General features: G+C 65.2%; 24 protein-coding genes. 11 read left to right on the top strand and 13 right to left on the bottom strand.

What is annotated here, in order from left to right:
* Nucleotides 1-51: 51 nt before the first annotated feature.
* The 11 genes from flgC (at nt 52) to flgL (ending at nt 12,036) form a co-directional block, all read left to right on the top strand.
* Nucleotides 52-477 (top strand): flagellar basal body rod protein FlgC, encoded by a 426-nt coding sequence (flgC, locus tag HV744_RS11715; protein ID WP_074762466.1) that lies wholly within the window; start codon nt 52-54, stop codon nt 475-477.
* Nucleotides 478-487: 10 nt separating this feature from the next.
* Nucleotides 488-1,210, top strand: coding sequence for a flagellar hook assembly protein FlgD (locus tag HV744_RS11710; RefSeq protein WP_175149655.1), 723 nt, complete (start codon nt 488-490; stop codon nt 1,208-1,210).
* A gap of 43 nt (nt 1,211-1,253) precedes the next feature.
* Nucleotides 1,254-2,777, top strand: a complete 1,524-nt coding sequence (locus HV744_RS11705; protein WP_175149654.1) for a flagellar hook protein FlgE — start codon at nt 1,254-1,256, stop codon at nt 2,775-2,777.
* A gap of 16 nt (nt 2,778-2,793) precedes the next feature.
* Complete coding sequence (flgF, locus tag HV744_RS11700) at nt 2,794-3,552, top strand: flagellar basal-body rod protein FlgF (RefSeq protein ID WP_175149653.1); 759 nt, start codon at nt 2,794-2,796, stop codon at nt 3,550-3,552.
* A gap of 42 nt (nt 3,553-3,594) precedes the next feature.
* Nucleotides 3,595-4,383 carry a flagellar basal-body rod protein FlgG gene (gene flgG, locus HV744_RS11695; protein WP_175149652.1) on the top strand — a complete coding sequence of 263 codons (789 nt, stop codon included), beginning with the start codon at nt 3,595-3,597 and terminating at the stop codon, nt 4,381-4,383.
* 29 nt (nt 4,384-4,412) lie between these two features.
* The gene (gene flgH / locus HV744_RS11690) at nt 4,413-5,111 is read left to right on the top strand and encodes a flagellar basal body L-ring protein FlgH (RefSeq protein WP_175149651.1); all 699 of its coding nucleotides are present in this window, start codon (nt 4,413-4,415) and stop codon (nt 5,109-5,111) included.
* Between the two features lie 104 nt (nt 5,112-5,215).
* On the top strand, nt 5,216-6,331 hold the full coding sequence (locus tag HV744_RS11685; protein ID WP_175149763.1) for a flagellar basal body P-ring protein FlgI: 1,116 nt from the start codon (nt 5,216-5,218) through the stop codon (nt 6,329-6,331).
* Between the two features lie 12 nt (nt 6,332-6,343).
* Entirely contained in the window at nt 6,344-7,342 is a 999-nt protein-coding gene (gene flgJ / locus HV744_RS11680) for a flagellar assembly peptidoglycan hydrolase FlgJ (protein WP_175149650.1), read from the top strand.
* A gap of 365 nt (nt 7,343-7,707) precedes the next feature.
* On the top strand, nt 7,708-8,475 hold the full coding sequence (locus tag HV744_RS11675; RefSeq protein ID WP_484555892.1) for a flagellar brake protein: 768 nt from the start codon (nt 7,708-7,710) through the stop codon (nt 8,473-8,475).
* Nucleotides 8,476-8,785: 310 nt separating this feature from the next.
* A complete protein-coding gene (flgK, locus tag HV744_RS11670; RefSeq protein WP_175149648.1) occupies nt 8,786-10,789 on the top strand; it encodes a flagellar hook-associated protein FlgK in 2,004 nt (667 codons plus the stop codon).
* An 11-nt stretch (nt 10,790-10,800) separates the two neighbouring features.
* Nucleotides 10,801-12,036, top strand: coding sequence for a flagellar hook-associated protein FlgL (gene flgL, locus HV744_RS11665; RefSeq protein WP_175149647.1), 1,236 nt, complete (start codon nt 10,801-10,803; stop codon nt 12,034-12,036).
* 68 nt (nt 12,037-12,104) lie between these two features.
* Here the strand turns inward: flgL and fliR are convergent, their stop codons facing one another.
* The 13 genes from fliR to fliF all read right to left on the bottom strand — a co-directional run bounded on the left by fliR (nt 12,105) and on the right by fliF (nt 24,304).
* Nucleotides 12,105-12,887: a flagellar biosynthetic protein FliR gene (gene fliR, locus HV744_RS11660; RefSeq protein WP_175149646.1), complete on the bottom strand. Its 783-nt coding sequence runs from the start codon at nt 12,885-12,887 to the stop codon at nt 12,105-12,107.
* A 37-nt stretch (nt 12,888-12,924) separates the two neighbouring features.
* Complete coding sequence (gene fliQ, locus HV744_RS11655) at nt 12,925-13,194, bottom strand: flagellar biosynthesis protein FliQ (protein WP_175149645.1); 270 nt, start codon at nt 13,192-13,194, stop codon at nt 12,925-12,927.
* Nucleotides 13,195-13,220: 26 nt separating this feature from the next.
* On the bottom strand, nt 13,221-13,931 hold the full coding sequence (fliP, locus tag HV744_RS11650) for a flagellar type III secretion system pore protein FliP (RefSeq protein WP_175149761.1): 711 nt from the start codon (nt 13,929-13,931) through the stop codon (nt 13,221-13,223).
* Between the two features lie 134 nt (nt 13,932-14,065).
* Nucleotides 14,066-14,638, bottom strand: coding sequence for a flagellar biosynthetic protein FliO (fliO, locus tag HV744_RS11645; protein WP_175149644.1), 573 nt, complete (start codon nt 14,636-14,638; stop codon nt 14,066-14,068).
* Nucleotides 14,635-15,096 carry a flagellar motor switch protein FliN gene (gene fliN, locus HV744_RS11640; RefSeq protein ID WP_175149643.1) on the bottom strand — a complete coding sequence of 154 codons (462 nt, stop codon included), beginning with the start codon at nt 15,094-15,096 and terminating at the stop codon, nt 14,635-14,637. The genes fliO and fliN overlap by 4 nt, the downstream gene beginning before the upstream one ends.
* Nucleotides 15,089-16,087 (bottom strand): flagellar motor switch protein FliM, encoded by a 999-nt coding sequence (gene fliM, locus HV744_RS11635; RefSeq protein ID WP_175149642.1) that lies wholly within the window; start codon nt 16,085-16,087, stop codon nt 15,089-15,091. The genes fliN and fliM overlap by 8 nt, the downstream gene beginning before the upstream one ends.
* Before the next feature lie 63 nt (nt 16,088-16,150).
* Entirely contained in the window at nt 16,151-16,651 is a 501-nt protein-coding gene (gene fliL / locus HV744_RS11630) for a flagellar basal body-associated protein FliL (RefSeq protein WP_175149641.1), read from the bottom strand.
* A gap of 500 nt (nt 16,652-17,151) precedes the next feature.
* Nucleotides 17,152-18,663 (bottom strand): flagellar hook-length control protein FliK, encoded by a 1,512-nt coding sequence (locus HV744_RS11625; protein WP_175149640.1) that lies wholly within the window; start codon nt 18,661-18,663, stop codon nt 17,152-17,154.
* A 61-nt stretch (nt 18,664-18,724) separates the two neighbouring features.
* Nucleotides 18,725-19,174, bottom strand: coding sequence for a flagellar export protein FliJ (gene fliJ / locus HV744_RS11620; protein ID WP_175149639.1), 450 nt, complete (start codon nt 19,172-19,174; stop codon nt 18,725-18,727).
* Between the two features lie 11 nt (nt 19,175-19,185).
* On the bottom strand, nt 19,186-20,850 hold the full coding sequence (gene fliI, locus HV744_RS11615; protein WP_175149638.1) for a flagellar protein export ATPase FliI: 1,665 nt from the start codon (nt 20,848-20,850) through the stop codon (nt 19,186-19,188).
* Nucleotides 20,844-21,530, bottom strand: a complete 687-nt coding sequence (fliH, locus tag HV744_RS11610; protein WP_175149637.1) for a flagellar assembly protein FliH — start codon at nt 21,528-21,530, stop codon at nt 20,844-20,846. Before fliH ends, fliI begins: the two co-directional genes overlap by 7 nt.
* On the bottom strand, nt 21,517-22,512 hold the full coding sequence (gene fliG, locus HV744_RS11605) for a flagellar motor switch protein FliG (RefSeq protein WP_175149636.1): 996 nt from the start codon (nt 22,510-22,512) through the stop codon (nt 21,517-21,519). The genes fliH and fliG overlap by 14 nt, the downstream gene beginning before the upstream one ends.
* Complete coding sequence (gene fliF, locus HV744_RS11600; RefSeq protein ID WP_175149635.1) at nt 22,502-24,304, bottom strand: flagellar basal-body MS-ring/collar protein FliF; 1,803 nt, start codon at nt 24,302-24,304, stop codon at nt 22,502-22,504. The genes fliG and fliF overlap by 11 nt, the downstream gene beginning before the upstream one ends.
* Nucleotides 24,305-24,335 lie beyond the last annotated feature (31 nt).

Below are 24,335 nucleotides of genomic sequence, written 5' to 3'. Positions count from 1 at the left end.
ACGGGACTTAACTTGAAGCCGGCTCGAACCGGCAGGAGAGGTCAGGAAACCATGCCATCCCTGATGAATATTTTTGGTGTTGCCGGCTCCGCGATGTCCGCGCAGTCGCAGCGGCTCAACGTGACGGCGTCGAATCTCGCCAACGCGGACAGTACCACCGGCCCGGACGGCCAGCCGTACAAGGCCAAGCAGGTCGTGTTCGCGGTGAGCCCGCTCGGCGGCGCGCGCTCGGCCTCCGGCCAGCAGGTGGGCGGGGTGCAGGTCACCGGCGTGGTCGACGACCCGTCGCCGATGAAGACCGCTTATGAACCCGGCAATCCGGCGGCCAATGCGGACGGCTATGTGACGCTGCCCAACGTCGACCCGGTGCAGGAAATGGTCAACATGATCTCGGCCTCGCGCTCCTATCAGGCCAACGTCGAAACGCTGAACACGGCCAAAACCCTGATGCTGAAAACGCTCACGATCGGAACCTGAGGAGACCGCCTTGACCACCAACACCACGATCGGCAGCAGCGGCACGACCGTTTCGCAAACGCTGCTCGATACGATGAACGGCACGAACAGCAGCACGAGTTCGACCGGTTCGACCAGCAGCACGTCCGGCACGTCGGCCACCGATCTGCAGAACACCTTCCTGCAATTGCTCGTCGCGCAATTGAAGAACCAGGATCCGACCAACCCGATGGACAGCTCGCAGATGACCTCGCAGCTCGCGCAGATCAGCACGGTGCAGGGCATCAGCCAGCTGAACACGTCGCTGAGCTCGCTGTCGACGCAGCTCGCAGCGGGTCAGCAATCGCAGGCCGCGCTGCTGATCGGCTCGACCGTGCTCGCGCCGGGCAGCTCGATCTCGGTGGCGAGCGGCAAAGCCAGCGCGTTCGGCGTTACGCTTGCGAACTCCGTGAGCGATCTGCAGGTCGTCGTGAAGAACTCGGCCGGCACGATCGTCAACACGATCGACCTCGGCAAGCAGTCGGCCGGCACGATTCCGGTCGGCTGGACGCCGACCGACTCGGCGGGCAACACGCTGGCCGACGGCACCTACACGATCACCGCAACCGGCACGATCAACGGACAGCAGGCCACGGCCACCACGCTGACCGGCGCGACGGTGGAAAGCGTCGTCACGCAGAGCTCGGGCACAGCGGGCCTCGTCCTGTCGAATGGATCGACGGTCGGGTTGACCAGCGTCGCCGCGATCCTCTGATTCAGATTTATTCAGTTACGACTTTCCAGATACGGAGAACGTCATGGGTTACCAACAAGGTTTGAGCGGCTTGTCGGCGTCGTCGAGCGATCTCGACGTGATCGGCAACAACATCGCCAACTCCAATACCGTCGCCTTCAAGAGCGGCACCGCCGAATTCGCCGACATGTACGCCAATTCGGTCGCGACCGCGGTGAACCAGCAGGTCGGTATCGGCACGAAGCTGTCCGAAGTGCAGCAGCAATTCTCGCAAGGCACGATCACCACGACCAATCAGGCGCTGAACGTTGCGATCAACGGCAACGGCTTCTACCAGATGTCGAACAACGGCACGCTGACCTATTCGCGCAACGGCGTATTCCAGCTCGACAAGAACGGTTACATCACCAACGCGCAAGGCCTGCAACTGATGGGCTACGCCGCGAGCAAGGGCGGCGTGATCAACACCGCGCAGACCGTGCCGCTGCAGCTGCCTACCGCGAATATCGCGCCGTCGCCGACCACCACGATCGCCGCCGGTCTGAACCTGAATGCGCAGGACGACCTGATGCTGGGCACGCCGACGGTGAGCTCCACGGCCGCTACGCCGGTCCAATCCAGCGTGACGATCACCAACGCCGCCGCGGGCACGAACGTCAACGACTACACGATCAGCTTCACCGGCACGGATTACACGGTCACGGACAGCGCCGGGAACTCCACCACGAGCACCGCGGCCTACACCGCGGGCTCGGCGATCACGCTCGGCAACGGCGAGACCATTACGTTCAATGGGACGCCGGCGGCCGGCGACACCTACACCGTCACGCACAATCCGACCGCGTTCAACCAGAACAGCTCGTCGACGTACAACTACTCGACCAGCACCACAGTCTACGACTCGCTCGGCGGCTCGCAGCAGGTCAACATGTACTTCGCGAAGACGGCGGCCGGCACGTGGGACGTCTACGCGGGCACCTCGAGCGGCACGGCGACGCTGGTCGGCCAGGCGAACTTCAATTCGTCGGGCACGCTGACCGGCACGAGCCAGGCTGTCCTCCCGCTTACGAATCCTCCCACGTTCGTCGCTACCACGACGCCGGACACGTTCAATCTCTCGATCCCGAACACCGATGGTTCGTCGACGCCACAAAGCATCGCGCTGAACATCACCGGCACCACGCAATACGGCGGCAAGGACGGCGTGAACAGCCTGCAGCCCGACGGCTATGCGGCGGGCCAGCTGACCGGTTTCACGGTCTCAAGCGACGGCACGCTGACCGGTAACTATTCGAACGGCCAGACCTCGGCGCTGGGCCAGATCGTGCTGGCGAACTTCGCGAACCAGAACGGTCTCGTCGATCTCGGCAACAACGAGTATGGAGCGACCTCGGCGTCGGGCGTCGCGCAGATCTCCACGCCGGGCTCGACCAATCACGGCGTGCTGCAAGGCGGCGCGGTGGAAAACTCGAACGTCGACCTGACGAGCGAACTGGTGAACCTGATCACCGCGCAACGCAACTATCAAGCGAATGCGCAGACGATCAAGACACAGCAGACCGTCGACCAGACCCTGATCAACCTGTAAGCGACCGGGACCCATCATGGATCGGCTGATCTACACCGCGATGTCGGGCAGCGCCCAGGCGCTCGAACAGCAGGCAATCGTTGCGAACAATCTCGCGAACGCGTCGACCACCGGCTTTCGCGCGCAGCTCGAGACTTTCCGTGCCGTGCCGATGTCGTTCGGCGACGGCAGCTCGATCAACGACAACACCACGCGCACCTTTGTGCTGTCGTCGACGCCGGGCGCCGACTACACGCCTGGGCCGATCCAGCAGACGGGCAACCCGCTCGACGTGGCGATCCAGGGCGCGGGCTGGCTGTCGGTGCAAACCGCCGACGGCAACGAGGCTTATACGCGCGCCGGCAACCTGCACATCGACGAGAACGGCCAGCTGGTGAACGCCACCAATCAGGTGGTGCTCGGCAACGGCGGCCCGGTGTCGGTGCCGCCGGGCGCGCAGATCACCATCGGCAAGGACGGCACGGTGTCCGCGTTGACGCCGGGCGATCCGCCGACCGCCGTAGTGACGGTCGATCAGCTGAAGCTGGTGAATCCGGATCCGCAAACCATGACGCGCGGCGACGACGGCCTGTTTCGCACCGCCGACGGCAACCCCGCCGACGCCGATCCGGCCGTCACGCTGGCGCCGGCGTCGCTGGAAGGCAGCAACGTGAATCCGGTCAGCGCGATGGTGTCGATGATCACCAACGCGCGGCAGTTCCAGATGCAGACCAAGCTGCTGGAAAACGCCGACAAGAACGACCAGTCCGCCAACCAGCTGCTCAGCTTTAGTTAACGGGTTGCTGCGGGGTTTGCCCCGACATCTAGGAGAAGAATTGTGAATCGCTCGCTCTACATCGCCGCTACCGGCATGAACGCGCAACAGGCGTCGATGGACGTGATCTCGAACAACCTCGCGAACGTCAGCACCAATGGCTTCAAAGGCTCGCGCGCGGTGTTCGAGGATCTGCTGTACCAGACCATCCGTCAGCCGGGTGCGAACTCGACACAGCAAACGGAACTGCCGTCCGGCATCCAGCTCGGCACCGGTGTGCAACAGGTCGCGACCGAGCGTCTGTACACCCAGGGCAACCTGCAGCAGACCGGCAACTCGAAGGACGTCGCGATCAACGGCCAGGGCTTCTTCCAGGTGCAGATGACCGACGGCACCACCGCCTACACCCGCGACGGTTCGTTCCAGACCAACGCGCAAGGGCAGCTCGTGACGTCGAGCGGCTATCAGGTGATTCCGGCCATCACGATCCCGACCAACGCGACGTCGCTGACGATCGGCAGCGACGGCGTGGTGTCGGTCACCGTCTCCGGTTCGACCAATAGCCAGCAGATCGGCTCGATGCAGCTCGCCACCTTCATCAACCCGGCCGGTCTGGACGCGAAGGGCGAGAACCTGTTCGCGGAAACGTCTTCGTCGGGCACGCCGAACATCGCGCAGCCGGGCCAGAACGGCGCCGGCACGCTGAATCAGGGCTATGTGGAAGCATCGAACGTCAATGTGGTGCAGGAACTGGTGAACATGATCCAGACGCAGCGCGCCTACGAAATCAACAGCAAGGCCGTGACCACCTCCGACCAGATGCTGCAGACCCTCAGCCAGATGCAGGTTTGAGGGACTACGAACTAAAGCAGGTAATCAGGATGTCGCACTTCACTCGCACTCCGGTTCATTCGCGCACCGCTCAGGCGCTCGTGCAGCTCACGCTGCTCGTGGCCATGGGCGGCTGCGGCCTCGTGCCCCGGGAGCCGATCACGCAGCAGCCGATGACGGCGATGCCGCCGATTCCGCCGCAAGCGCAATCGCCGGGCTCGATCTACAACCCGGGCTACGCGGGCCGGCCGCTGTTCGAAGATCAGCGGCCGCGCAATGTCGGCGACATCCTGACGATCGTGATTGCCGAAAACATCAACGCGACCAAGTCGTCGGGCGCCAATGCCAATCGCTCCGGGAGCACGAATCTGGCCGTGCCGACCGCGGGCTTTCTCGCCGGCCTGTTCGGCAAAGCCAGCCTGAGCGCGAACGGCAAGAACGTGTTTGCCGGCACTGGCGGCGCCAACGCGTCGAACACCTTCAACGGCACGATCACCGTCACGGTGACGGGGGTGCAGGCGAACGGCAACCTGATCGTCAGCGGCGAAAAGCAGATGCTGATCAACCAGGGCAACGAATTCGTGCGCTTTTCCGGCGTGGTGAATCCGAACACGATTTCCAGCCTGAACGCCGTGTATTCGACCCAGGTGGCGGACGCGAAAATCGAGTACTCCGCGAAGGGCTATCTCAACGAGGCCGAGAACATGGGCTGGCTGCAGCGCTTCTTCCTCAACGTGTCGCCGTGGTGATCATGCGTACCGTCTCCATTCGCCGCGCAGCTGGCGCCGTCGTTGCCGCCGCCGTTGCCGCGTTGGCCGCCGTGCCGCGCGCGGGCCGCGCGCTCGCGCTCGTGATGCTCGCTTGCGCGGCGCTGCCGGCCGTCACACCCGCGCATGCCGAACGACTGAAAGACCTCGTGCAGATCCAGGGCGTGCGCGACAACCCGCTGATCGGCTACGGGCTGGTAGTCGGCCTCGACGGCACGGGCGACCAGACCACCCAGACACCGTTCACCACGCAGACGCTCGCCAACATGCTGGCGAACCTCGGCATCTCGATCAACAACCAGGCGGCGGGATCGAGCAACTCGCAGTCGTCGCTGTCGAACATCCAGTTGAAGAACGTCGCCGCGGTGATGGTGACGGCGGTGCTGCCGCCGTTCGCGCGTCCGGGCGAACAGATCGACATCACCGTGTCGTCGCTCGGCAATGCGAGGAGCCTGCGTGGCGGCACACTGCTGCTCACGCCGCTCAAGGGCGCCGACGGCCAGGTGTACGCGCTCGGCCAGGGCAATCTGGCGGTCGGCGGCGCCGGCGCGAGCGCCAACGGCAGCAGGGTGCAGGTTAATACGCTGGCGGCGGGCCGCATCGCCGGCGGCGCGATCGTCGAACGCGCGGTGCCGACCTCGGTGTCGCAAGCGGGCACCATGCAGCTCGACCTGAACGAGATGGACTACGACACCACGCAGCGTGTTGTCGCCGCAGTCAACAATGCGTTTGGCGGCGGCACAGCCACGGCGCTCGACGGCCGCACGATCCAGTTGCGCGCGCCGAGCGATCCGGAGCAGCAGGTTGCCTTCATGGCGCAATTGCAGAATCTCGACGTCAGGCCGGCGCAAAGTGCCGCGAAGGTGATCCTGAACGCGCGCACCGGCTCGATCGTGATGAACCAGATGGTCACGCTGCAGAACTGCGCGGTCGCGCACGGCAATCTGTCAGTGGTGATCAACACGCAACCGGTGGTGAGCCAGCCGGGCGCGTTCTCGAACGGCCGGACCGTGGTCGCGCAGCAGTCTCAGATCCAGATGAAGCAGGACAACGGCGCGCTGAAGATGGTGAACGCGGGCGCGAATCTCGCCGACGTGGTGAAGGCGCTCAACGCACTGGGTGCAACGCCCGCGGATCTGATGTCGATCTTGCAGGCGATGAAGGCGGCGGGCGCTTTGCGCGCCGACCTGGAAATCATCTAAGGAGGACGCCAGATGAATTCGGATACGACCAATACCGCGAATGACCTGACCCAGCGGTTCGCACTCGACGTGCAGGGTTTCGCCGGTCTGAGCGCGCAAGCCAAGGCTTCGCCGCAAGCCGGCATGAAGATGGCCGCGCAGCAGTTCGACGCCGTCTTCACGCAGATGATGCTCAAGAGCATGCGGGACGCGACGCCGCAGGACGGACCGTTCGATTCGCACGACAGCGCCACCTTCACGTCGATGCTGGATCAGCAGATGTCGCAACAGTTGTCGAAGAAGGGCATCGGCGTGGCGGACGCGATGCTCAAGCAACTGATGCGCAATCAGGGCATGCAGGTGAGCGGCGGCGCGGATGGCGCGGGCGGTCTCGCCGGCATGGCCAACGCGCTGGGCGGCGCAAATGGTGGCATGGGCGGCGACGAAGGCCAGACCGCGGCGCTCAACGCGCTCGCGAAAGCCTACGGCAACGCGCAGGCCAACGGCCAGTTGGCGCTGGGCAAGGGCTACTCGGCCAATAGCGCGTTGACGCCGCCGTTGCGCGGCGACGGCAGCTCGCCGAAGGTCGACGCGTTCGTCGACAAGCTGGCCGCGCCCGCGCAGGCCGCGAGCGCTGCGACCGGCATTCCGGCGCGCTTCATCATCGGCCAGGCCGCGCTCGAATCGGGCTGGGGCAAGAGCGAGATCAGGAAGGCGGACGGTTCGACCAGTCACAACGTGTTCGGCATCAAGGCGACCAGGGACTGGACCGGCAAGACCGTCTCGACCGTCACGACCGAGTATGTGAACGGCAAGCCGCAGCGCATCGTCGAGAAATTCCGCGCGTACGACTCGTATCAGGAAGCGATGACCGACTACGCGAGCCTGCTCAAGGGCAACCCGCGTTACGCGCAAGTGATCAATTCGTCGCGCGACGTGAACGGCTTTGCCACCGGCATGCAGCGCGCGGGTTACGCGACCGACCCGCATTACGCGAAAAAGCTGATGTCCATCATGCAGAAGATGAGCTGACCTGCCGTTGATGCAGCAGTGCAATACCAGCCGACACCGGCTTGATACAGGTTGATTTTCCCGCTTGAAAGCCCTGCATGCGACGAGGCCAGGTGCATGACGGGACGGACGAGGCCGGCCGTCCATGGGCTCCCGGTCTGCCCGCGAAAAGACGGATTGCGTTTTAACGTTTGCGGCAAATATTTCATTACACGCCCCTAAATTTTGGCCGGATGCTGCCGCTAATCAGTCAGACCCGATACCGGAAAGCGTTGTAACTTCCGGTTGAATGCGTGTGCCGCGGCTTCGATCAAGGCCGCGTGAAAGCCCCGGCAGGAGCCCTGGCACGCGCCCGCAAGAACATGCATACCGGCAAGCCCATGGATATGAACCAGTCGAACGGCCAGACCGACGCACACGGCCAGCCGCACGCCCCGGAAGACGAAAGCATTCCCGATTTCGGCCGTCGCAATACGCTGGAGATCGGCGTTCAGTTGCGCAATCTCGTCAATCGCGGCGATTTCCTCACCGTCGAATATGCGGGCGGCCAGTTCGTGACGCGCCTGCTCGACGTCGACGTACGCGGACGCACCTTCACTTTTGATTGGGGCGCGCTGGCCGAACAGAACAAAGGCCTGCTGGGCGCGCCGCGCTGCAAGTTCCACGCGGCGCCGGACGGCGTGCGCGTCGAGTTCGGCACCGCGGCGCCGCGCGAGACCCGCTTCGAAGGACTGCCCGCATTCGAGGCCGACTTCCCCGAGGTGCTGTTTTACGTGCAACGCCGCGAGTATTTTCGCGTCGATGCGCCGATTCTCGATCCATACATGTGCTCCGGCCGGTTGCCCGCGGGCGATACGTTCCGCTTCGAAGTGCACGATCTGTCGCTCGGCGGCGTCGGCATGCGCACCTCGGACGAACGCGTGGCCGAATTGCCGATGGGCACGCGCCTGGAAGATTGCGAACTGTCGCTCGGCGCGCTCGGCCGGCTTTCGCTCGATCTGCAACTCGTCTCGCACCGCGCCACGTCGCTGCCAAACGGCACACAACGCTATCAACTGGGTTTCCGTTTTCTGACGCTGCCGGGCAGTGCTGAAAACACGCTGCAGCGTTTGATTACGCAGCTTGAAATGAAGCGCCGTTCGCTGGTGCGTTGATTGAATGCTGGATGAGCGGAGCCTGGGTGTTGCCCGAGCCTCGCTTGCTTGCCGCTGATTTGCCGCTGATTTGCCGCTGATTTGCCGCTTGTTTTCCGGCAGTTCGTCGCGGGTTTGCCGCATGAGCAACACGCCCGCGCGGAGCGCATCGCGAGTCGCACGACACGCGCGCCGGACCAGCCTCGCAAACGTTGCAACAAACGTCGCGCACGCATCGGAATGACCCTCAATTTTTTCCGTCGCGGGCCGTTAAACAGGATGTTCAAGTAACGTGGCGGCATGTCTACGGTGTCGCCCTTCAGGATGACGCATGTCCAGCACTCTTTTAACTATCGGCCTCAGCGGACTCAATGCAGCCCAGTGGGGTTTGACGACGACCGGCGAGAACATCAGCAATGCGTCGACGCCCGGCTATTCGATCGAAACGCCCGTCTACGCGGAAACCGGCGGCAGCTACACCGGTTCGGGCTATCTGCCGATGGGTGTGTCCACGACCACCGTGCAGCGCCAGTACAGCCAGTATCTGTCGACCGAGCTGAACAACGCACAATCGTCGAGTAGCGCGCTCACCGCCTACAACACGATGATCACGCAGCTGAACAACCTGGTCGGCAGTCCGACCGCGGGGATCGCGAGCGCCATCACCGGTTATTTCACGGGTTTGCAGAACGTCGCCAACGGCGCGTCCAGCGTCTCGACGCGCCAGACCGCGATGAGCGACGCGCAGACCCTCGCGAACCAGATCAATGCAGCCGGCGAGCAGTACGACCAGTTGCGCTCGAGCGTCAACACGCAGCTGAGCAACGCGGTCACGCAGATCAACTCCTACACGCAGCAGATCGCCGCGCTGAACACGCAGATCACCGCGGCGAGCAGCCAGGGCCAGCCGCCGAACCAGTTGCTCGACCAGCGCGACCTGGCGGTGTCGAACCTGTCGCAGCTGATCGGCGTGTCGGTCGTGCAGAACAACGGCGGCTATAGCGTGTTCATGTCCAACGGCCAGCCGCTCGTGTCCGCCGGCAACAGCTTCAATCTCGGCACGGCGACGTCCGCTGGCGACACGAGCGAACTGTCGGTCCAGTACCTCGGCCAGGCCGGCGCGAAGCCGGCGCCGACGCCGCAGACGCTGTCCGACACCAACGTGTCCGGCGGCACGCTCGGCGGCCTGCTGCAGTTCCGTTCGCAGACGCTCGACCCGGCCGAAGCGCAACTCGGCGCCATCGCCACCAGCTTCGCCGCGCAGGTGAACGCGCAGAACGAACTCGGCATCACGCTGAACGGCACCGCGGGTGGCGCGCTGTTCACGGTCGGCTCGCCGACCGTGTACGCGAATGCGCAGAACACCGGCAATGCGTCGCTGAGCGTGTCGTTTGCCGACGCGACGCAGCCGACCACCGGCGACTACACGATGTCGTACAACGGCACCGCCTACACGCTGACCGACAATTCAACCGGCAGCATCGTGGGGTCGGCGACGAGCCTCACCAATCCGATCGGTGGCCTGCAATTCTCGACCACCGCCGGCACGATGAAGGCGGGCGATTCGTTTTCGGTCCAACCGACGCGCGGCGCGCTGAACGGCTTCGCGCTGACGACCACGTCGCCGTCGGCGATCGCGGCCGCGGCGCCGGTGCTGGCTTCGGCTTCCGCATCGAATACCGGCAGCGCGGCGATCACGCAGGGCACCGTCACGGCTGGCTATAGCGCACCGACCACGGCGTCGACGATCACCTATACCGCCGGCACCGGCCTGACCGGTTTCCCGGTGGGTTCGGTGGTGACGGTGGCCGGACCGCCGTCGAGTTCGGTCACGATCAGCTCGGCCACGACCCCCGTGCCGTATTCGCCCAGCTCGGGCGCGACGCTGACGATCACCAACCCGTCCAACCTGACCAGCGCGGCCAGCCCCGGCATCATGAACGGGGTGACGGTGACGATCAGCGGGACGCCGTCGGACGGCGACTCGTTTTCGATCGGACCCAATACCGGCGCGAGCAACGATGGGCGCAACGCGCAACTGCTGTCGAATCTGACCACCGCGCAGGTGATGTCGGGCGGCACGTCCACGTTGACGAGCGCGTATGCGAGCTATGTGAACCAGATCGGCAATCAGGCCAGCCAGGTGCAGACGTCGAGCACCGCGCAGGCCTCGCTCGTGACGCAGATCACCAGCGCGCAGCAGTCCGTGTCCGGCGTCAATATCAATGAGGAAGCAGCCAACCTGCTTCAGTATCAGCAGCTCTATCAGGCCAACAGCAAGGTCATCCAGACCGCGCAGACCCTGTTCCAGACGTTGCTCGGCATCTTCTCGTAAGGCGTTGAACCATGCGTATCTCCAGCTCGCAGTACTTCAGCATGAACGTCGAGACAATGAGCAACCAGCAGGCTCAGTTGTCCCAGATCTACCAGCAAATCTCGAGCGGCGTCAGCCTGAGCACCGCCGCCGACAACCCGCTCGGCGCGGCCCAGGCCGTGCAGTTGAGCTCGACGGCCACGGCGCTGTCGCAATACACCACCAACCAGAACGCCGCGCTGTCGTCGCTGCAGGCTGAGGATTCGACGCTCAACGGCGTGCTTGGCACGCTGCAAAGCGTGAACACGCTCGCTCTCAGAGTGGGCGACGGCGGGTTGACCGACACCAACCGCAGCGCCATTGCGGCTCAGCTGACGAGCCTGCGCGACCAGTTGCTGACCTACGCCAATGCGACCGACGGCGCGGGCAATTCGCTGTTCTCCGGGTTCCAGAACTCCACCAAGGCGTTCACGACCGCTGCAAGCGGCGCCGTCGTCTATGCGGGCGACACCGGCACGCGCACCGTGCAGGTCACCGACAGCAACCAGGTGGCCACGGGCGACAACGGCATCGCGGTTTTCATGAGCGTCGGCGCGTCCAATGCGCAGCCGATCGCAGCCGGCAATTCGAACAACACCGGCACCGGCGTGATCGGTTCGGTGACGGTCAACGATCCGACCCAGGCGGCGAATGCCCGCCCGTACCAGATTGTGTTCAGCGGCAGCGGCTCGTCGCTGACCTACCAGATCAACGATACGACTACGACCCCGCCAACTGCGGTGGGCACAGCGCAACCGTACACGGACGGCGCCGACATCACGATCGGCGGTCAGACGGTCGCGATCACCGGCACGCCGGCCGCGAACGACACCTTCACGGTCAAGCCGGCCAATCAGGCGGGCACCGATGTGTTCGCGAACCTGAACGCGATGATCTCCGCGCTGCAACAGCCGGTGACGGGTAACGCGGCGGCGACGGCCAACCTGCAGAACGTGATGAACACTGGCCTGAGCCAGTTGGCCAACACGATGAACAACGTGACGGCGGTGCAGGCATCGGTCGGCGGCCGCGAGCAGGAAGTGCAGGCGCTGCAAACCGTGACGCAGACCAACTCGCTGCAAACGCAGAGCAACCTGTCGGACCTGACCTCGACCGACATGGTCGCGACGATCAGCAAGTACACGATGCAGCAGGCGGCGTTGCAGGCTTCGCAGCAGGCGTTCGTGAAGATCCAGAGCATGTCGCTGTTCCAGTACATCGGCAACTGATGGAGCGACGCGGTACAAAATAAAAAACCGGCGCAGGCCGGTTTTTTTATGCAGCATGGACGCGCGCTTTACTTCAGCCCCGCCGCGACCCGCCCCATCTCGTCGATGCCGCTGTCGAAAAGCCGCACGAAGAACGGGATCATGTTCGGCAGCATCAGTTGCACCAGCAGCAGACCGATCAGCATCGTAAGCGGAAAGCCGATCTGAAACACGCCGATCTGCGGCGCGGCGCGATTGAGAATGCCGAGCGCGAGGTTGGCGATCAGCAAGGCCACCACCACCGGCAGCGACAACAGCAAGCCCGCCGAGAAGATCGAGCCGCCCCAGTTGGCGAGCGTCTGCCAGCCGTGCGGCGCGAGCAGGTTGGCCGACACCGGCACCGACTGAAACGTCGTCACCAGCGCGGCCAGCATCTGCAAATGGCCGTCGACCGCGAGAAAGACCAGCATCGCGATCGTCGTCATGTAGCGCGAGATCACCACGCCCGAGCCGCTCGCCTGCGCGTCGAAGAAGGTCGCGAAGCCGAGGCCCATGCCGAGGCCGATGAAGGAGCCGGTCGCGTCGATCGCCATGAATACCACCTGCATCGTCACGCCGAGCGTGATGCCGATCAGGAACTGGTTGACCAGAATCCACACGCCGGCCGCGGAGAACACCGTCACTTGCGGCAAGGCGCCGATGGTCGGCGCGACGATGATCGTGGTGAAGGCGGCGAGGCCGATCTTCACGCGCGAGGGCATCGACGCGTTGCTGAATACCGGCGCGGTGGCGATCAGCGCGGCGATTCGCGCGAACGGCCACAGGAACGCGGTCAGCCAGCCGTTCAGTTGAGCGTAGGTGACCGTGAACATGGTGGCAGGGGCGGGAGTGGAAGCGGCGGCGGGCCGCTCAGTTGACGAGCGTCGGAATGCTGGTGAGCGTGTGGCGCAGGTAGTCGAGCATCGTCGTCAACATCCATGGGCCGGCGATCACCATCGTGACGCAGATCGCCAGCAGCTTCGGAATGAACGAGAGCGTCGATTCGTTGATCTGCGTGGCCGCCTGGAACAGACTCACCACCAGGCCGACGATCAGCGCGACCAACAGGAGCGGGGCGGCCAGCAGCAGGCCGACGTACATCGCCTGGTGGGCCAGCGTCATGACTGCTTCGGGTGTCATGGTGAGGGTGCCGGAAGCGTTGAGGGTTAGACGAAACTCTGCGCGAGCGAGCCGAGCAGCAACTGCCAGCCGTCGACCAGCACGAACAACATCAGCTTGAACGGCAGCGAGATGGTGGCGGGCGACACCATCATCATGCCCATCGACATCAGCACGCTCGCCACCACCATGTCGATGATGAGGAACGGGATGAAGATCGTGAAGCCGATCGTGAAGCCGGTCTTCAATTCGCTCGTTACGAACGACGGCACCAGCAGCGACAACGGCACGTCGTCGGGGCCTTGCATCGGCGCGGCGTGCGAGATGCGGGCGAACAGCGCGAGATCGCTTTCACGGGTCTGGCGCAGCATGAACGTCTTGAACGGCGCGACGCCGCGGGCAACCGCCTGATCCATCGCAATCGTGCCGTCGGAAAACGGCTTGTAGCCTTCGTTATAGGCCTTGTCGAGCACCGGCGACATCACGAACAGCGTGAGGAACAGCGCGAGACCGACCAGCACCTGATTCGGCGGCGTAGTGGTCGTGCCGAGTGCCTGGCGCAGCAACGACAACACGATGATGATGCGCGTGAAGCTCGTCATCATCAACACCATCGCCGGCAGGAACGACAGCATCGTGAGCAGCAGCATCGTCTGCACGCTCAACGAGTAGGTCGTGCCGCCGTTCGGACCGGGGCTCGTGTTGAACGCCGGCAGACCGGCGGTTTGCGCGAACGACAGTGTCGGCAGCGCGAGCATCAACGCCGGCAGCGCAACAGGCGCGCAACGGCGCAGCACGGCAGCGGTGTGCGATCTGGCGGTGGCGGTGACGCGGCGCACAGCGCGCGCGTCATTGACGGACTGGGAACTGAGCTGCATTGAACTGAACTGCATTACCGATCCCCGCCGCCGTGCGCGTTGAAACGTTTGCCCATTTCGCCTTTTAAAGCGTCACGAAAGCGTTGAGCGAAGGTGCCAGGCAACGGTGCGCGAGCGCCCTGGTTTTGCGGGGCCACGCTGGCGACGGCATCGGGCGAAGCGGAACCGGCCGGCATCGTATGCAGCAGACGCACGTTGCCGGGCGCCGCGCCGAGCACGAGCCACGTGTCGCCGATCTCGACGACCGCGACGCGCTCCTTGCCGCCGAGCGACGCACCGCCGACGGTCTTCACGAGCCCGCCGCGATGGCCCGGCTGCAAGCCCAAGCGGCGCGCGAGCCACGCGCAGCCGAACACCAGACCGAGCACGACCAGCAGGCCGACGATCGTTTGCAATACCGCGCCGACGCCGAGCGCCGGGACCGCCGTGCCGGCGCCGACACCCGAGGCGATGCTCGCGGCGTGGTTGACCGCGTTCATGTCGGCGGCGTGCGCGGCGAGCGGCGCCGTGGCGGCCGCCGCGACGGCGGCCCGAAGCAGAACGTCGCGCGAAGCGTTGAGCACGGCGCGACCGGCAACGCGTTTCATCGATTCAGCTTCCGGATACGTTCGGACGGCGTGATGATGTCGGTCAGACGGATCCCGAACTTGTCGTTCACGACCACCACTTCGCCCTGGGCGATCAGGCAACCGTTGACCAGTACGTCCATCGGTTCGCCGGCCATGCCGTCCAGTTCCACCACCGAACCCTGCGCGAGTTGCAGCAGGTTGCGGATCGCGATCTTGGTGCGGCCGAGTTCGACGGTCATCTGGACCGGGATGTCCAGGATCATGTCGATGTCGTTGCGCGTCGAGGTCGGCTCGACTTTCGACAGCGGCTGGAACACGCCGGCCGTCGTCGCGCTGACTTCCGTATTGTCGTTCTGCTCGGCCAGCGCGCTGGCCCAGTCGGCCATCGCGTCGTCGTCTTCGGCGCTCGCCGCGGCGGCGGCCAGTTGTTCGCCGGTGGCCAGTTCGGCCTCGGGCTTTGCGTTCAGGTCACTCATATCCACCTTCCTTCATCGTGTCGGCTGCGCTGATCATCTTCTGGACCCGCAACGCGTACTGACCATTGAAAATTCCGTAGCCGCATTCCATCACCGGCACGCCGTCGACTTTCGCCGTGATGTGTTCGGGGATGTTGATCGGCAGAACATCGCCTTTGCGCATGTTCAGGATCTGTTCGAACGTGACCGGCACCTGCGCGAGGTCGGCGGTCAGTTCCACTTCCGCTGCCTGCACCTGCTGCGACAGCACGCGGACCCAGCGGCGGTCGATGTCCATCGCCTCGCCCTGGATCGGCGACGACAGGATGTCGCGAATCGGCTCGATCATCGAATACGGCATGCAGATGTGCAGCGTGCCGCCCGTCGTGCCGAATTCGATCGAGAACTGCGTGACGATGACGATCTCGTTCGGTGTCGCGACGTTGGCGAACTGCGTGTGCATTTCCGAGCGCACGAATTCGAACTGCAGCGGGCGCACGCTCTTCCACGACGCCATGTAGTGCTCGAACGTCAGATTGAGCAGCTTCATGATGATGCGCTGCTCGGTCTGCGTGAAGTCGCGTCCTTCGACGCGGGTATGGAAGCGTCCGTCGCCGCCGAACAGGTTGTCGACCACGAAGAACACGAGGTTCGGATCGAATACGAACAGCGACGTGCCGCGCAGCGGCTTCACGTGGACCAGGTTCAGGTTGGTCGGGATCGGCAGGTTGCGGGTGAATTCGCTGTACTTCTGCACCTTCACCGGACCGACGGAGATTTCCGCCGAGCGCCGCATGAAGTTGAAAATGCCGACGCGCAACAGACGTGCGAAACGGTCGTTGATGATTTCGAGGCCGGGCATCCGGCCGCGGACGATGCGTTCCTGCGTCGCGATGTTGTACGGCCGGACGCCCGAACGGTCGCCTTGCTCGGCTACCGAGTCGGACTCGCCGGTGACGCCCTTGAGGAGGGCATCGACCTCCTCCTGGGACATGAACTCTTCGTGGCCCATTCCTTATTCCTCGTGCGTCCCGTGGCGGTTGATGATGGCAGTGCTAGATAACGTCACTGAGCGTCACTGCACGACGAATTCGGTGAACAGCACGTCCTGCACGCGGATCGGCGCGGCGCCTTTTTCGGTCGGCTGCTCGATCAGCGTCTTGAGTTCGTCGGCGAGCGCGCGCTTGCCTTCGAGCGGCGCGAGTTCGTCCGGATGCTTGTTCGACAGCGCGAGCAGGATGTGGCTGCGCACTTCCGGTATGTGGTCGGTGAGTTGCTGCTGGGTGGCCGCGTCGCCGAGCTTGAGCGTGAGGCCGATGCGCAGGAAGTGCTGCTGGCCGTCGTCCGATTGCAGGTTGACCGTCATCGATTCGAGCGGGAAGAACAGCGGTGCTGCAGCCGGAGACGGCGTGGCTTCGGCTGCCGCAGCGGCGGGGGGGCGTTTGGACATGAAGAACCACACGCCCGCGCCGGCTGCGCCTGCGGCGACGAGCGCGATGAGGGCGATCAGGATGATGCGCTTCAACGGGCCCGGGGAGGCGGGCGCGGCTTGCTGGGGGGCGGTCGTGGTTGCCATGTGGTTTGCTTTGCGTGCCTTTAGTGCTGGTGATGGTGATTGTTGTTGATTTGATCGCGCGGCGATGGGTCGAAAAGAAGGGGGATTGCGGGTTATCTCTGGTTTTTGGTTTTTTGTCTGGAGGCTTGGCTGTGGGCTTGGGGTGTTGGCCTTTCCTTGTTTTCGTGGTGGTTGATTGGCGTTGCCCCTGTGCGGGGCGGCACTCACTTTCTTTGCCGCCGCAAAGAAAGTAAGCAAAGAAAGCGGGCTCACACCGCCAGCTTTTAAGCGGGTCCCCTGGCTTGGAGGGGGGCGTGGTGCATCTGGAATCTGTGTTCCCGCACACTCCGCGTCAGTGACAAGGCAGTCATTCTTCCGGCGACGCTGCGCGCGCCGTCGCGGTCCTTCAGCGAACCGTCTGGCGCGTTCAGGCCGCCCCGAGGGGAGCGCTAGTCAATCAACGTCAGGTCAAGAAAGAGCTCAAGCCGCTGCACGTACCAATGCCGCGTTACGGTCAACCTTCAGGCGAACGTGTCCACCAACCCCACCGTCCGCCGCACGGCGACGTTCGCCACCGTGTCGGCCGAATCCGACGCGCCACCGCCAGCAAAAGACCCGCCGCTGCCGCTGGACTTGCCGCCCGAGCGGCCCGGGTCGGCACTCTGCTGGCCGCTGCCCTGCCGGGCGAAGCCGTCGCTCACGCTCGCGCTGCCCAGCCCGATCCCGTTCGATTCCATCGCCTCGCGCAGCTTCGGCAAGGCCGCCTCGACCGCTTCTCTGACCGACTGGTGCTGCGAAACAAACAACGCATGTGCATGGTTATCGGCAACCTGCAACACAACCTGTAGCGGTCCGAGGTCTTTCGGATTCAATGTCAGTTCGGCGCTCTGCGAATGCGCGTTCGACAGGAACACCACCTTCTGGCTCAGCGCGTCCTCCCAGTCGGTCGTGCCGACCTGCGGCGCCAAGGCGTTCGCCGCTTGCGCCGCGCTCGCGTTGCCCGTGCTTTGGACCGCCGACGTCGTCGCGGCATTCGCCGCAGCTTGTGTGGCGGCCAGCGCCGCGGTCGCTGCGTCGGCCGCGCTCTTGAAGGACGACAGATCGTCAGCCTGCGCGCCGTTGGCCGCCGTCGTCGTCAGTGCGTCGACGGCCGATTTTGCCGCGGCCGCTGGATCGGCCGATGTCGTCGGCGCCGCCGCCGTCGACGTCAACGCGGCTTTGGTTGCGTTCGCTCCCTTACCGTCACCGAACAGGCCGGTCGCCAGCGTCTTGCCGTCCGCCGATCCGTTTAGCCCGCCGCTCGTGCTCGCCTGTCCGTTGGCCGCTGTCGCCGCCGTCGTGGCATTCGCCGCCGCGCCGCTCGCCAGCGCCTGCGCCGGCACCGCGCCCTGGCCGCTCGCGAGCGCGGCGAGTGCCGCCTGCAACGCGTCCTGTAGCGACTTCGGATCGGTGGTGGCGGTTTTCTTGCCCGACGCGCTGCCGGACGTCGCGTTCGTGGTAGCGCCAGTCAATGTGGTCGCGACATCGGTCAAGGTCGTGGCGAGGTTGGTGGTGGTGGTCGTCGTAGCGCTATTCGCGTCGGCCTGTGCTTGCGCCTGAGCTTGAGCTTGAGTGGCGGCCGCCGCCGCCGCGGTGCCCGCGTCGGTCTGCGTCGCCGAAGTGCCGGACTTCGCCGGCGTTGTCGCGGTTTTGCCGGTCGAGGTCTGCTGCGTATGACCCGACGACGCAGTGGACGCCGTCGTGCTCGCCGAACTGCTGCTGTTCGTATTGCTGCTCGCGTCGTCCGCGCTCTTCGTGGCGGGATCGGCCGGCGGCGGCGCGTCATGCACGCTCGACGAGGATGCAGCCGAAGACGCCGACGACGCAGCCTGCTGCTGGCTCGCGCTCTGCGCGGCCGCGTTGTTCTGCTGGTCGATGCTTTGCTGCAAGGTTTGCGAGAACGGGCTGGCGTTCGCCGCGGCGGCCATGGCCGCGCTGGTCGAGGAGCTGCCGGTGGAGCCGAGCAGCGAGCCGATCTGTGAAAGAAGCGACATAAGGAATCCTGTCAATCGGTCAAACGGGGTGGTCAGTCAGACGAGGCGGCGCTCGTCCAGGTCAGACGCCTTCGGTGCGCATCCGCAGAATCCGCGCGGCGTGTTCGTCGGCGTCGCGTTGATCGCGCCGCGCGACGGTTTTCGCTTCGGCCGCTTCGCCGCGCGCCTGCAGCACTTCATACGAGCCGAGCTTCTGCTTCTGGCGCTGCCAGTCAGGCTTCGCCGCTTCCACGCGCGCATTGGCCGCCGCCAGCAGATTGCGCTGCTGTTCGATGGCCGCGTCGAGCGTGTCGATGAACGCCTGGAAGTTGCGCATGTTGCCGGCCGGCATCCCGGTCTGGGCGGTCGCCGTAAAGCGCGAATGGTATTCGTCGCGGTACTGCACGAGCGAGTCGAGCTGCGCCTCTACGTCGTTGCGCTCGCGCTGCACGCGGCCCAGACGTTGCGCGGCGGCATCCACGTCGTCCTGGGCGAGGCCGATCAGCGTCTTGATCGGAAAGTGTTTCGCCATCGTCAGCCTCCTTAGGCAAACAGTGCGTCCAGCATCTCGACGCTGGGTTCAAAGTTTGCGCATTCGCGAAAACCTTGCTGCAAAAATGCTTCCATCCGCGGATACAGCGCGATCGCCCGGTCGAGCACCGCGTCGCGCCCGCTCGAATAGGCGCCGACGTTGATCAGATCGCGGTTGCGCTGATAGCGCGACAGCATCTGCTTGAACATACGCGTCTTGTTCAGATGGTTATCGTCGATCAACGCGGTCATTGCCCGGCTAATCGACGCTTCGATGTCGATCGCCGGATAGTGGCCGGCCTCGGCGAGCGAGCGCGACAGCACGATGTGGCCGTCGAGAATCGCCCGCGCGGAGTCGGCGATCGGGTCCTGCTGGTCGTCGCCTTCGGTCAGCACGGTGTAGAACGCGGTGATCGAGCCGCCGCCCGCCGGGCCGTTGCCGGTCCGTTCGACGAGCGCCGGCAGCCTGGCGAACACCGAAGGCGGATAGCCCTTGGTGGCGGGCGGCTCGCCGACGGCCAGCGCGATCTCGCGCTGTGCCATCGCGTAGCGGGTCAGCGAATCCATCAGCAGCAGCACGTGCTTGCCCTGATCGCGGAAATATTCGGCCAGCGAGGTCGAATACGACGCGGCCTGCATCCGCAACAGCGGCGACACGTCGGCAGGCGCTGCGATCACCACCGAGCGCGCCAGACCTTCCTCGCCGAGAATCTGTTCGATGAATTCCTTCACTTCGCGGCCGCGCTCGCCGATCAGGCCGATCACGATCACTTCGGCGCTGGTGTAGCGCGCCATCGTGCCGAGCAGCACCGATTTGCCGACGCCCGAACCGGCGAACAGACCCATGCGCTGGCCGCGGCCGACGGTCAACAGTGCGTTGATCGCGCGCACGCCGACGTCGAGCACCTTGTGAATCGGCTCGCGATTGAGCGGATTGATGACCGGCGCGGACAGCGGCGCGTCGGCGTGCGCGCCGAGCGGCCCGAGTCCGTCGAGCGGACGGCCCGACGCGTCGAGCACGCGGCCGAGCAATTCCCAGCCGACCGGCAGACGCTTCGCGCCCGCCATCGGGTCGGCGATCGGCGCGCTTTCGAGCGGATAGACGCGCGCGCCGGGCAACAGGCCGATCACTTCGGTGGTCGGCATCAGAAACAGTTTGTCGCCGGAGAAGCCGACGACTTCGGCTTCGGCCATCGGCAGCGAACTGCCGGGCGGCAGTTCGATCATCACTTCGGCGCCCACCGACAGACGCAGGCCGACGGCTTCGAGCACCAGGCCGGCGGCGCGCGTCAAACGTCCGCAGGCGCGCAAAGGTCGCGCGATCGCATTACGCGCGCGCAGCGCGCCGAGGCGGCCGCGCCACGCCTGCACGTGCGGATTGCTGTCGAGCGCGGGATCGTAGGGAGCGTGAGCGATGGCAGCGGCAGCGGCGCTTGCAGCAGCGCAATCGCGACTTGCGGCAGCGCCAATCGCCGGATGGGCGTGAGCGGGATCGCGCAGCGCGGCTTCGATGGCGGCAACCGCGGCGGCTGCGGGTGTCACCGCAGAGGTCGCTTCAGCCGTCACCGCATCCGGCGCCTGCCCGAGCGCTTCGGCGCCGAACGACGCCAGTGCCAGCTCGCGTTCGAGCGGCGTCAGATCGCTGGCGCGGATCTCTTCGAGCGTCGGCTTCACCATGTGCTCACTTTGCCGAGCGCGGCCGCCACGCGCTCCCAGCGCGTATCGATGCCGGCGTCCACTTCGCCGGTGCCGGCTTGCGCACGGCAGCCGCCGCGTTCCACCGACGCATCGGTGCGCACCGTCCAGCCGCGCGCTTGCAGTTCTTCCAGCAGGTAGGCTTCGACGACCGGCAGATCGGCGGGACTCACGATCAGCGCCGGTGCGCCGACCAGCGCGGGCTCGGTGGCCAGCACCTCACGCGCGGCGGCGATCAGGGCGGTCGGGTCGTGCTGCACGTGCTGGCGCACCACCTGTTGCGCGATGTCCAGCGCCAGCGCGACCAGTGTTTCGGAGATCGCGCCCTGGGCGCCGTCGAGCGCGCTCTTGAAGGTCGCCGCCAGCGCGGCGAGCCGCGCCGCTTCTTCGCGCGCTTCGCTCTGGCCCTGCTCGAAACCTTGCGCATGACCCTGGTCGTAACCCGCCTGATAGCCGAGCGCCTGACCGGCCACGTGGCCCGACGCGATGCCCTGCGCGTGCGCGGCGTCGCGCAGGCGTTCGAGTTCGGCTTCGAATGCGCCGTGGTCGACGTCGGGTTCGGGCGGCGGGGCCGGCGGCACCGGATCGAACGAGGCCATCTCCCAGCGCTGGTAGGCCGAGAACCTTTCCTTCGCCGGGGAGCTCTGATCAGACATACGCATCTTCGGCCTTGCCGCCTATGACGATCTGGCCGCTTTCGGCCAGATTGCGCACGATCTGCAGAATGCGGCGCTGCTGCGTTTCGACTTCGGAGACGCGCACCGGGCCGCGCGCATCGAGGTCTTCGGCGAGCAGTTCGGCCGCGCGTTGCGACATGTTCGACAGGAACTTCTGGCGCAGCGCGGGCGCTGCGCCCTTCAGCGAGATGATCAGCGCCTCGGACTCGACTTCCTTCAGCAGCAGCTGGATCGCGCGGTCTTCCAGATCGAGCAGGTTCTCGAACACGAACATCTGGTCGATGATCTTCTGCGCGAGTTCGGCGTCGTACTGGCGGACGTTTTCGATGACGCCTTCTTCATGGTTGCTCGACATGAAGTTGAGAATTTCGGCCGCCGTGCGGATGCCGCCCATCGGGCTGCGCTTCAGGTTGTCGCTGCCGGACAGCAGGCCGGTCAGCACGTCGTCGAGTTCGCGCAGCGCGGCCGGCTGGATGCCGTCGAGCGTGGCGATCCGCAGCAGCACGTCGTTGCGCAGCCGCTCGGTGAAGCAGGCGACGATTTCCGACGCCTGATCGCGGTCCAGGTGAACGAGGATGGTCGCGATGATCTGCGGATGCTCGTTCTTGATCAGCTCGGCGACCGCCGCGGAATCCATCCATTTGAGGCCTTCGATGCCGCTGGTATCGCTGCCCTGCAGAATCCGGTCGATGATCGCGCCGGCCTTGTCGTCGCCGAGCGCCTTGGTCAGCACCGAACGGATGTACTCGTTCGAATCTAGCGACATGCCGGTGTGCTGCTCCGCCTCGCGCACGAACTCCTGCAGGACTTCGTCGACCTGCTCGCGGGTCACGTTCTTCAGCGCGGCCATCGCGACGCCGATCTTCTGGACTTCGCGCGGGCCGAGGAACTTGAACACCTGCGCGGCTTCTTCCTCGCCGATCGACATCAGCAGGAGCGCGCTCTTCACTACGCCTTCAGCGCTCATCGGACACCCAATTTTTCACGACGGTTGCAACGATCTTCGGATCCTGGCGGGCGATGCTGCGTGCGAATTCCAGATTCCGCTCATATTTGTTTTTCGCGTTTTCCAGCGCGAGCATCTCGCTGTCGGTCTCGATCTCGACCACGGCGCCATCGCGCTCCGCGCTCGGGATGCCGTCCAGCAGGACCGGTTCTTCCGGCGCCGCGAGCGCGGCGACGGCGGGCGGTTCCGGCGGCGGGAACGCGCGGCGCAGCGCCGGCTTGACCATCACGAAGTAGAGGAACAGGGCGACTGCGCCGATGCCGAGGTAGGTCGCGATCTGCTTGTAGAGCGCCAGCATGTCCGGCGTGCGCCACCACGGCAGGTTCGCGTTCGGATCGAGGTCGGTGGTGAACGCGCTGTTGACCACGTTGACCGAGTCGCCACGCGCCGCATCGAAGCCCATCGCGTCCTTCACCAGCTGATTGACCTGCGCGAGCTTGTCGGCGGTGACCGGCTGCATGCTCACGCGACCGTTCGCGTCGACCACCCGCATGTAGTTCACCACCACCGCCACCGACAGCCGCCGGATGCCGCCCATCGGCTGGTCGATGTGGCGCACGGTCTTGTCGAGTTCGTAGTTGGTGGTCGAGTCCTTGCGGTCGCTGACCGGCGTCGTGCTCACGCCGCTCGCGCCGTTGCCTGCCGTGATCGGCGCGGAGGCCGGTTGCGGCGGCTGGTTCGAGAGCGCGCCCGGCACGCCCGAAGCGCCGCCTTGCGACATTTCGGTGGCACTGCTGGATTGCTGGCTGCGGATCGCCGCCTGCTGCGGATTGCCGTTCGGGCCGTAGTTTTCCGAGGTCTGTTCGCTGTGCGAGAAATCGATGTCGGCGCTGACCTGCGAGTGCGCGTTGCCGGAGCCGAACAGCGGCGCGAGGATCGCGTCGATGCGCTGCTGCGTGTTGCGTTCGATCTGCTGGCGGTACTTCAGTTGCGACGCGTCCAGACCGCTGCCGGTGGCCGGTTGCGTCAGCAGGTTGCCGTCCTGGTCGAGAATCGTCACGCCCTGCACCGGCATTTCCGGCACCGCCGACGACACCATGTGCGTGATCGCCACCACCTGGCCTTCGTCGAGCACGCGGCCCGGATAGAGGTTGACCAGCACGGCCGCCGACGGCGCTTCCTTGTCGCGCACGAACACCGTCGGCTTCGGAATCGCCAGATGCACGCGCGCCGAGCGCACCGTCGAAATCGATTCGATCGTGCGTTGCAGCTCGCCTTCCAGCGCGCGCTGATAGTTGACCTGTTCGTCGAACTGGCTGATGCCGAATTTCTGGTTGTCCATCAGCTCGAAGCCGACCGAGCCGCTCTTGGGCAGACCTTGCGACGCGAGGCGCAGACGCATCTCGTGCACCTGCTCGGCCGGCACGAGGATCGCGCCACCATTGTCGGAGAACTTGTAGGGGATGTTGGCTTGCTGAAGCGCGGCGATGATCGAGCCGCCGTCACGGTCGGACAGATTGCTGTAGAGCACCTTGTAGTCCGGCGCGCGCGACCACAGGAACAGGCCGGCCACGATCGCGACCAGTAGCGCGACCGCGAAGATCAGCGGCGCGCGCGGGTTGCCGCGCATCTGCGCGAGCCCCGATAGACGTTGGGTGAAGTTGCCGCCGAGGTTGCCGCCCAGGTTGCCGCCGAGCCCGCCGAGGTCGGCTGCGCCTGGCTGGCCGCTGCCGGCCGCGCCGGCGCCAGGCTGTGCGCCGGCCAGACCCATGCGGGCGTCGGGGTTGATCAAAGAGTTGGCTGACGAATCCATGCGTCGGGTATCTCCGGGATGCCTTTGCGTT

The sequence above is a fragment of the Paraburkholderia ultramafica genome, assembly GCF_902859915.1.
GTDB lineage: Bacteria > Pseudomonadota > Gammaproteobacteria > Burkholderiales > Burkholderiaceae > Paraburkholderia > Paraburkholderia ultramafica.
This window is presented reverse-complemented; position numbering and strand designations above follow the sequence as displayed.